Source organism: Streptomyces sp. NPDC002851 (assembly GCF_053591935.1).
Genome location: NZ_JBSFUT010000055.1, coordinates 32,687 through 39,584, shown reverse-complemented (window position 1 = coordinate 39,584; position 6,898 = coordinate 32,687). Strand labels below are relative to the sequence as shown.

The following is a 6,898-nucleotide window of genomic DNA, read 5'->3' as shown; positions in this document are numbered from 1 at the left end:
ACCCTGTGGGAGAGTAGGACGCCGCCGAACTAATTGTGGGGAAAGCCCCGTGCCGATGGCACGGGGCTTTCTGCATTTCTGGATCATTTCACGCCTGCTGTGCTCCGCCTTCGTGCAGCGCAGAGGCACAAGCAGGCTCACAAGCGGCCGGCCGCTTTGAGCGCCAAGTAGGCATCAGCGAGTGCTGGAGCGAGGTCTTCGGGGGTGGCGTCGACGACTGAGACGCCATGTCGGGTCAGCTGATCCGCGGTCTTGCTGCGTTCGCTATGGGCCTGAGCAGCGGCCGCAGCGTCGTAAATGGCGTCGGTATCTCCGCGTGCGTACGACATTTGCTTGATGCGCGGGTCCGAAACGGAGGCGACGAGTACGGTGTGGCGCTCGGTGAGGCGTGGGAGCACTGGGAGTAGTCCCTCTTCGATGGGAGCCGCGTCGAGGCTGGTCAGCAAGACGATCAGGGAACGGCGGGGAGCCGTGCGGAGGACGGCTGTTGTCAGCCCTCGGGCATCCGTTTCGACCAGCTCGGGTTCGAGAGGTGCCAAGGCGCTGACAACGGCAGGAAGAACGTCGCCCCCAGTTCGGCCCTGCACGTGGGCTCGGACCTGTCGATCGTAGGCGAGGAGATCGACGCGGTCGCCGGCGCGCGATGCGAGGGCTGCGAGGAGCAGGGCGGCATCCATTGACGCGTCCAAGCGTGGTGCATCCCCGACGCGGCCCGCTGATGTGCGCCCGGTGTCGAGGACCAGCAGGATGTGTCGATCGCGCTCCGGGCGCCAGGTGCGTACGGCGACGGTGGACTGGCGGGCGGTCGCGCGCCAGTCGATGGAGCGGGTGTCGTCGCCGGGGACGTACTCGCGGAGGCTGTCGAATTCGGTTCCCTGGCCGCGGGTCAGCACGCTGGTCCGGCCGTCCAGCTCGCGGAGGCGGGCCAGCTTTGATGGCAGGTGCTTGCGGCTGTGGAACGGAGGCAGGACGCGGACGGTCCAGGGCACCTGGTGGCTGCCCTGCCGGGAGACGAGGCCGAGTGGCCCGTACGAGCGGATGGTGAGGGGGCCAGCCTGGCGGTCGCCGCGTCGGGTTGGGCGAAGGCGTGTGGTGATGCGGCGGCGTTCACCGCTGGGGACGACCACTTTGTGGCGTGACGCGGCTACCTCGGTACCGGGCGTCCAGCTGCTCGGGGGCCAAGCATCGCGGAGTTCGGCACGCAGCTGTCGCCCCGAGGGGTTGGTGATGGTGAGGTCGACGTCTGCGCCGTCACCGAGTCGAACTGATGTGTCACCAGATCGGGTGAAGCGGAGCGATCGCACTGGCGCGGCGAGGGCGTAATCGCACATCATTGCGAGTGCGAGGGGGCCATTGACCGAGAGGATGCCCGCCCAGCTTGGGGCGAGGAATCCGACGGGGAGAGTGCCCAGAGCCGCGAGGAGAGCAGTACGTCCAGTGAGTGCCATCGGTGCTCGCCTCAGCGGGGTACGGGGACGTTGGCGAGGATGGCGTTGACGACGGAGTCGGCGGTGACTCCCTCCATTTCGGCTTCGGGGCGTAGTTGGACCCGGTGCCGAAGAGTGGGCAGGGCCAGGGCTTTGACATCGTCGGGGATGACGTAGTCGCGACCGGTGAGCCAGGCCCAAGCGCGAGAGGTTGAGAGCAGAGCAGTCGCGCCACGGGGCGAGACGCCAAGGGTAAGAGATGGCGACTCACGGGTCGCCCGGCAGATGTCCACGACGTAGCCGGTCACTTCGGGGGAGACCGCGGTTTTCGCCACCGCGGCCCGCGCGGCCTCGAGGGTTTCGGGGCCGGCTACCGGGCGTACTCCGGCGGCCTGAAGGTCGTGCGGATTGAAGCCCTCCGCGTGGCGGGTGAGGACGGCGATCTCGTCCTGGCGAGAAGGAAGGGGGACGTTGAGTTTGAGGAGAAAACGGTCGAGCTGAGCTTCAGGGAGGGGGTAAGTGCCTTCGTACTCGACGGGGTTCTGTGTGGCGGCGACGAGGAAGGGCTCCGGGAGTCGGCGGGGAGTGCCGTCGACGGTGACCTGGCGCTCCTCCATGGCCTCCAGGAGCGAGGACTGGGTCTTGGGAGGGGTCCGGTTGATTTCATCGGCCAGCAGAAGGTTGGTGAAGACCGGGCCGGGCTGGAAGGAGAACTCGGAGGTGCGGGCGTCGTAGACGAGAGATCCCGTGACGTCGCTCGGCATCAGGTCGGGGGTGAACTGGACGCGCTTGGTGTCGAGTTCCAAGGCGGCGGAGAGGGCGCGCACGAGGAGCGTCTTGGCCACCCCGGGGACGCCTTCCAGCAGGACGTGGCCGCGGCACAGTAGGGCGACGACGAGTCCGGTGACAGCGGGGTCCTGTCCGACGACGGCCTTCGCGATCTCGGTACGCAAGGCCTCCAGGGCGGAACGGGCGTGGTCCGCGTTCCCAGTGGCGTCTGCGATCGGGGCGCTCATGTGGTGCGTACCTCTCTTTCGAGGGCGTCGAGTTGGTCGGCCAGCGAGACAAGGGCGATGTCATCGGACGGGGGAGGTCCGAAGAGCAGGGCATGCAGATCCCGGGCGCTTCCGGGGAGTTGGGCCGTGAGGGCAGGCAACAGGACCTCTGGTGCGTGCGCCTGTGCAGGCAGTACGCCGACGAGGGGGGCCAGGCGCGTGCGAGTTGCTGAGCGGAGGGCCATGGCCGCACGGTCCCGGGCGTTTGCCTTCCGGTAGAGGCGGGCCCTGCCTTCTGCCGCCTCGGAAGCGCGAATGGCGACCGGAAGGCGCTCCTGCACAAGAGGGCCGAGACGGCGGCCGCGCCACAGTGCGGCGACTACGGCGGCGAGGGTGAGTTGCAGTACTCCCCAACGCCAGCCGGAGGGAATGAGGTCGAAGAAGCTGCGGTCACCGCTGTCGGTGGCTGAAGCGTCACTGAGGGAGGGGAGGTACCAGACCAGATGTGGGCGGGAACCGAGGAGTTGGAGCGCGAGCGAGGCGTTGCCGTGCTGGTCCAGGCGGTGGTTGTAGAGGATGTCGGGGGCTCCCAGGAGCACGGTGTCCCCGTCGGCAGCCGGGATGCGCATCACGGTGGGCAGGCCGTCGCTGAGGTAACAGGAGTCGGTGTCCGAGGAGTTGGAGGAGTAGCGGTGGCCTCCGCCGGTGTCCGCGCTGCCGGCACGGCGGGCCTCGGACAGCGAGCAGTCCGGCGGCAGCGTGGAGTCGAGACTGGTGGACTCGGCCCGGACACCGGGGGCCAGGGTGTCCACCGAAGCAGACCCGGGAGCGAGCAGGAGGGTGCGGCCGCCGGGCTTCGCGGTGGCGGAGCGGATGGCGGACTGCTGCCGGGGGGTGAGCAGGTCGGGGGTGGCGACGAGCAGCGTCGTATCGGGACCGGCCGCGGCAGTGGCCTCGTCGGTGGTGGTCACCACCCGAGTGGTCACGCCTCGGTCGGCGAGCAGTTCGGCCACCGCGCGGCTTCCGTAGCGATCCGCGGATCGGGGGTCGAGCCGACCGTGCTCCTCGCCGGAGCGCAGCGCGGCGATGGCGATCCCGGCGACGAGCAGCAGGGTGAAGCCGAGCAGCAGGCCGCGGGCGCGGGTCCACACCTGACGTGGAGCGGCAGCCGTCGACGTCGACGGCGCGGTGAGCCCGGTCATTCAGCGCCTCCCTGGACCGGGCTGAGAACCGGCTTGGTCCGTTCCAATTCCTCGTCGAGAGCAGTGAGACGGAGGTATGCCGCCTCGTCGGCGCTGCGTCCGCCGTATGCCACGGCGTCGAACTCCCGGGCGGCCGAGCGGAGTCGGTCCGCATGGGCCGGGAGCGCATGGCCTGCGTCGGCGGCCGCCTCGTCGGCGGTGCGGCCGGGGCGGGGGTCGAGCAGAGCACGCTCCTCCAGGGAGCGCACGATGGCGCGCATCCGTTCCTGCACGGCCTGGCTCCACCGTTGCTCGGCTGCGTGCGCCGCTGCTGCCGCGCGATGCTCCGCGGCGCTGCGCGGCCGGTCGTCGAAGAGGGCGGCCGCGGATGACGGAGTGCGGTGCGGGGTGCCGAGGCGCCACCACAGCGCGACGAGCAGCAGGATCACCACGAGGACGATCACGAAGAGCCCGAGCCCGCCCCCAGGGGCGGCTCCCGAGGCGGCGTTGAAGAGATCGCCGATCCATTCCCAGAAGCGGTTCAGGGCGCGCTGGAAGAGGCTCGGGTCGTTCTCGTGGTACATCGGCCTGGACAGCTCGCGTTCGGCGGCCTCCCGCGCCGGACCGCGATCGATCGTCACCGGCGGTTCGTCGCCGGTGCGCGGCTGCACGGGCAGCGCCCTGAGAATTCCCCCCGTCACGGTCATCGCATCAGCTCCCCGGGGTGCCGGGTGCGGAGCCGTATCCCTGGATGCCGGCGGCCCGGGCGAGTTCGAGGTCGAGTGCCTCGCGCCGGATCCGCAGGTCGATGTAGAGGAGCACGGTGACTCCCGCGGTGATCGGGAAGGCCAGCATCGATCCCACCACGGAGCCGATACCGGTGATGATCAAAAAGGTCCAGCCGACGTCGCCGGTGCCGCTGGTGAGGAATCCGCTCATGCCTTCACCGCTGACCGCGTAGGCGATGTAGGTGAACGGGATGAGGATGAGCGACACCATGACATTGACGATGATCGTGGCAAGCAGCTGAATGCCGAACACCCGCCACCACGAGCCCCGGACGAGCTTCGCGGAGCGGCTCAGCGCCTTCCGTACGGTCTGCTTCTCCAGCATCAGCGCCGGAGAGGAGAGGGAGAAGCGGACGAGGAGCCAGACGGCGAAGACGACTCCGGCGAGCCCGCCGAGCACCGCGAGTGCGACACCGGCCTCGGTGGCCGCCGTGAGGGCGAGCAGCAGGCCGGGCAGGATCCCGATGGCGACGACGAGGGACGCGAGCAGCGGGAGCAGGAAGGTGAGGCCGAGCAGGCGGGGCAGCTGGGGCTTCGCGTCGCGCCAGGCTTCAGCGCTGGTCACGGGCTTACCGAGGACGGCTCGGCTCGTCACCATCGTGAGCAGGGCCGTCACCACGAAGGTCCCGAGCAGCGAGATCACCAGGATGACGCCGGAGTCCAAGAGGGTCCTGCTGAGGGCGCCGCGGAGTTCGGCGGGGGTCGGGTTCGGGTCGTTCAGTACGTCGGTGCTGCCCTGTATGTCCAGGACGAATCCCTGCAGCAGGACGACCACGAGTTCGGTGATCACCGCGACGGTGAGCGAGATGCCGAGGACTGTGCGCCAGTGGGCGCGCATGGTCGAGACGGCGCCGTCGAGGATTTCGCCGACGCCGAGCGGGCGGAGCGGGATCACCCCGGGCTTGGCCGCCGGTGGCGGACCGCCCCAGCCGCCGCCCCAGCCACCGTGGGGCCGGCCCGGTGGGACGCCGGGGCCGCCGCCCCAGTTGCCCTGACCTCCGTGTCCTCCAGGACCGTGCTGCGGCGGGGGAGTCTGGCCCTGACCGGGGGCAGGGGTGCCGGGGGCCGACCACTGGCCGGGCGGCGGCTGCTCCTTGGACCACTTCGAGGCCGCATCGCGATCCTGGTCGGCGGGTTCGGCAGAGCCGGGTGTGCTCTTGTCGTCTCCGTCGGACGGGGCAGATCCGGGCGAGGCCCAGCCCGGAGTGTCGTTCATCGTCGCTCCTTCACGGTGCCCGACCGCGGTTGCGGCGGCAGGTTGGCTGCCATCGTGCCATGGTGTGTCTGTTCGGGTACGGGGTGCCGGACGGGCTGCGCACCTTCAATTGTCTGTCGGACAACGGGCAGACTGGGCGGATGGCTGATCAGCACGCGCGAAACGTCGAGGACGGCAGACCGCAGGCTCCGCCCACTATTCGTTGGGACGAGTCTCCGGAAGGCCCTGTGCTGGTGCTTCTCGACCAGACCAGGCTTCCGGCGGAGGAAGTGGAGTTGGTGTGCACCGACCCGCCCGCCCTGGTGCGGGCGATCCGGATGCTTGCGGTGCGCGGGGCGCCGGTTCTCGGTATCGCCGGGGCGTACGGTGTCGCGCTCGCCGCCGCACGGGGGTACGACGTGGACGAGGCGGCGGATGCGCTGGCCTCCGCGCGGCCCACCGCGGTGAACCTTTCACGTGGAGCGCGGCGGGCGCAGGAGGCGTACCGCTCCGTGCTCGCGGAAGGGGGCGGCCGGGACAAAGGGGCTGCGGCCGCGCTGGCCACCGCCCGGGCCCTGCACGCGGAGGACGCCGAGGCGAGCAGGAGGATGGCCGAGCACGGGTTCGCGCTGCTCGATGAACTGCGGCCGGGCGGCGGGCATCGGATCCTCACCCACTGCAATACCGGGGCGCTGGTGTCCGGGGGCCAGGGGACGGCGTTCGCGGTGGCGCTGGCCGCGCACCGGGCGGGGCAGCTGAACCGGCTGTGGGTGGACGAGACCCGGCCCCTGTTGCAGGGGGCGCGGCTCACGGCGTACGAGGCGGCCCGCAGTGGCATGGCGTACAGCTTGCTGACGGACAACGCGGCGGGCTCGCTCTTCGCGGCGGGTGAAGTGGACGCGGTATTGATCGGCGCGGACCGGATCGTCGCCGACGGTTCGGTGGCCAACAAGGTGGGGAGCTATCCGCTCGCGGTGCTTGCCAAGTACCACCATGTGCCGTTCATCGTGGTGGCGCCCGTCACCACGATCGACCTGGACACCGCGGATGGTGCCGCGATCGAGGTCGAGCAGCGGGCGGGACAGGAAGTGACGGAGTTCATGGCACCGCAGGTGTCCGTGGCGGGAGCGGAGTCCGGGGGCGGGATAGCGGTGGCCCCGCTGGGCACGCAGGCGTACAACCCGGCGTTCGACGTGACGCCGCCGGAGCTGGTGACGGCGATCGTCACCGAGTCCGGGGTGGTCTCGCCCGTGACGGCCGAGGGGCTTGCGGAGCTGTGTGCCAGGTCACGCCAGGTAACGATTAGCTAATG

General features: G+C 70.0%; 6 protein-coding genes. 1 reads left to right on the top strand and 5 read right to left on the bottom strand.

The genetic code is table 11. The features are described 5' to 3' along the window. Positions 1 to 137 precede the first annotated feature (137 nt). From ACWD10_RS35680 to ACWD10_RS35660, 5 genes are read right to left on the bottom strand one after another with little or no spacing between them, the layout of a single operon-like run. Positions 138 to 1,448: a DUF58 domain-containing protein gene (locus ACWD10_RS35680; protein ID WP_451097851.1), complete on the bottom strand. Its 1,311-nt coding sequence runs from the start codon at positions 1,446 to 1,448 to the stop codon at positions 138 to 140. A gap of 11 nt (positions 1,449 to 1,459) precedes the next feature. Then, on the bottom strand, positions 1,460 to 2,443 hold the full coding sequence (locus ACWD10_RS35675) for an AAA family ATPase (protein WP_451097850.1): 984 nt from the start codon (positions 2,441 to 2,443) through the stop codon (positions 1,460 to 1,462). Beyond that, the gene (locus ACWD10_RS35670) at positions 2,440 to 3,624 is read right to left on the bottom strand and encodes a DUF4350 domain-containing protein (RefSeq protein WP_451097849.1); all 1,185 of its coding nucleotides are present in this window, start codon (positions 3,622 to 3,624) and stop codon (positions 2,440 to 2,442) included. Before ACWD10_RS35670 ends, ACWD10_RS35675 begins: the two co-directional genes overlap by 4 nt. Continuing rightward, positions 3,621 to 4,310, bottom strand: coding sequence for a DUF4129 domain-containing protein (locus ACWD10_RS35665; protein ID WP_451097848.1), 690 nt, complete (start codon positions 4,308 to 4,310; stop codon positions 3,621 to 3,623). The genes ACWD10_RS35670 and ACWD10_RS35665 overlap by 4 nt, the downstream gene beginning before the upstream one ends. A 4-nt stretch (positions 4,311 to 4,314) precedes the next feature. Next, positions 4,315 to 5,607, bottom strand: a complete 1,293-nt coding sequence (locus ACWD10_RS35660; protein ID WP_451097847.1) for a glycerophosphoryl diester phosphodiesterase membrane domain-containing protein — start codon at positions 5,605 to 5,607, stop codon at positions 4,315 to 4,317. 140 nt (positions 5,608 to 5,747) lie between these two features. Between ACWD10_RS35660 and mtnA the strand changes: the two genes are divergently transcribed. Further along, positions 5,748 to 6,896, top strand: coding sequence for an S-methyl-5-thioribose-1-phosphate isomerase (gene mtnA, locus ACWD10_RS35655; RefSeq protein WP_451097846.1), 1,149 nt, complete (start codon positions 5,748 to 5,750; stop codon positions 6,894 to 6,896). Positions 6,897 to 6,898: the final 2 nt, after the last annotated feature.

Excerpts from the sequence above, each read along its gene's own strand:
- ACWD10_RS35680 (WP_451097851.1), bottom strand. The coding sequence starts at position 1,448 with ATGGCACTCACTGGACGTACTGCTCTCCTCGCGGCTCTGGGCACTCTC.
- ACWD10_RS35675 (WP_451097850.1), bottom strand. The coding sequence starts at position 2,443 with ATGAGCGCCCCGATCGCAGACGCCACTGGGAACGCGGACCACGCCCGT.
- ACWD10_RS35670 (WP_451097849.1), bottom strand. The coding sequence starts at position 3,624 with ATGACCGGGCTCACCGCGCCGTCGACGTCGACGGCTGCCGCTCCACGT.
- ACWD10_RS35665 (WP_451097848.1), bottom strand. The coding sequence starts at position 4,310 with ATGACCGTGACGGGGGGAATTCTCAGGGCGCTGCCCGTGCAGCCGCGC.
- ACWD10_RS35660 (WP_451097847.1), bottom strand. The coding sequence starts at position 5,607 with ATGAACGACACTCCGGGCTGGGCCTCGCCCGGATCTGCCCCGTCCGAC.
- mtnA (WP_451097846.1), top strand. The coding sequence starts at position 5,748 with ATGGCTGATCAGCACGCGCGAAACGTCGAGGACGGCAGACCGCAGGCT.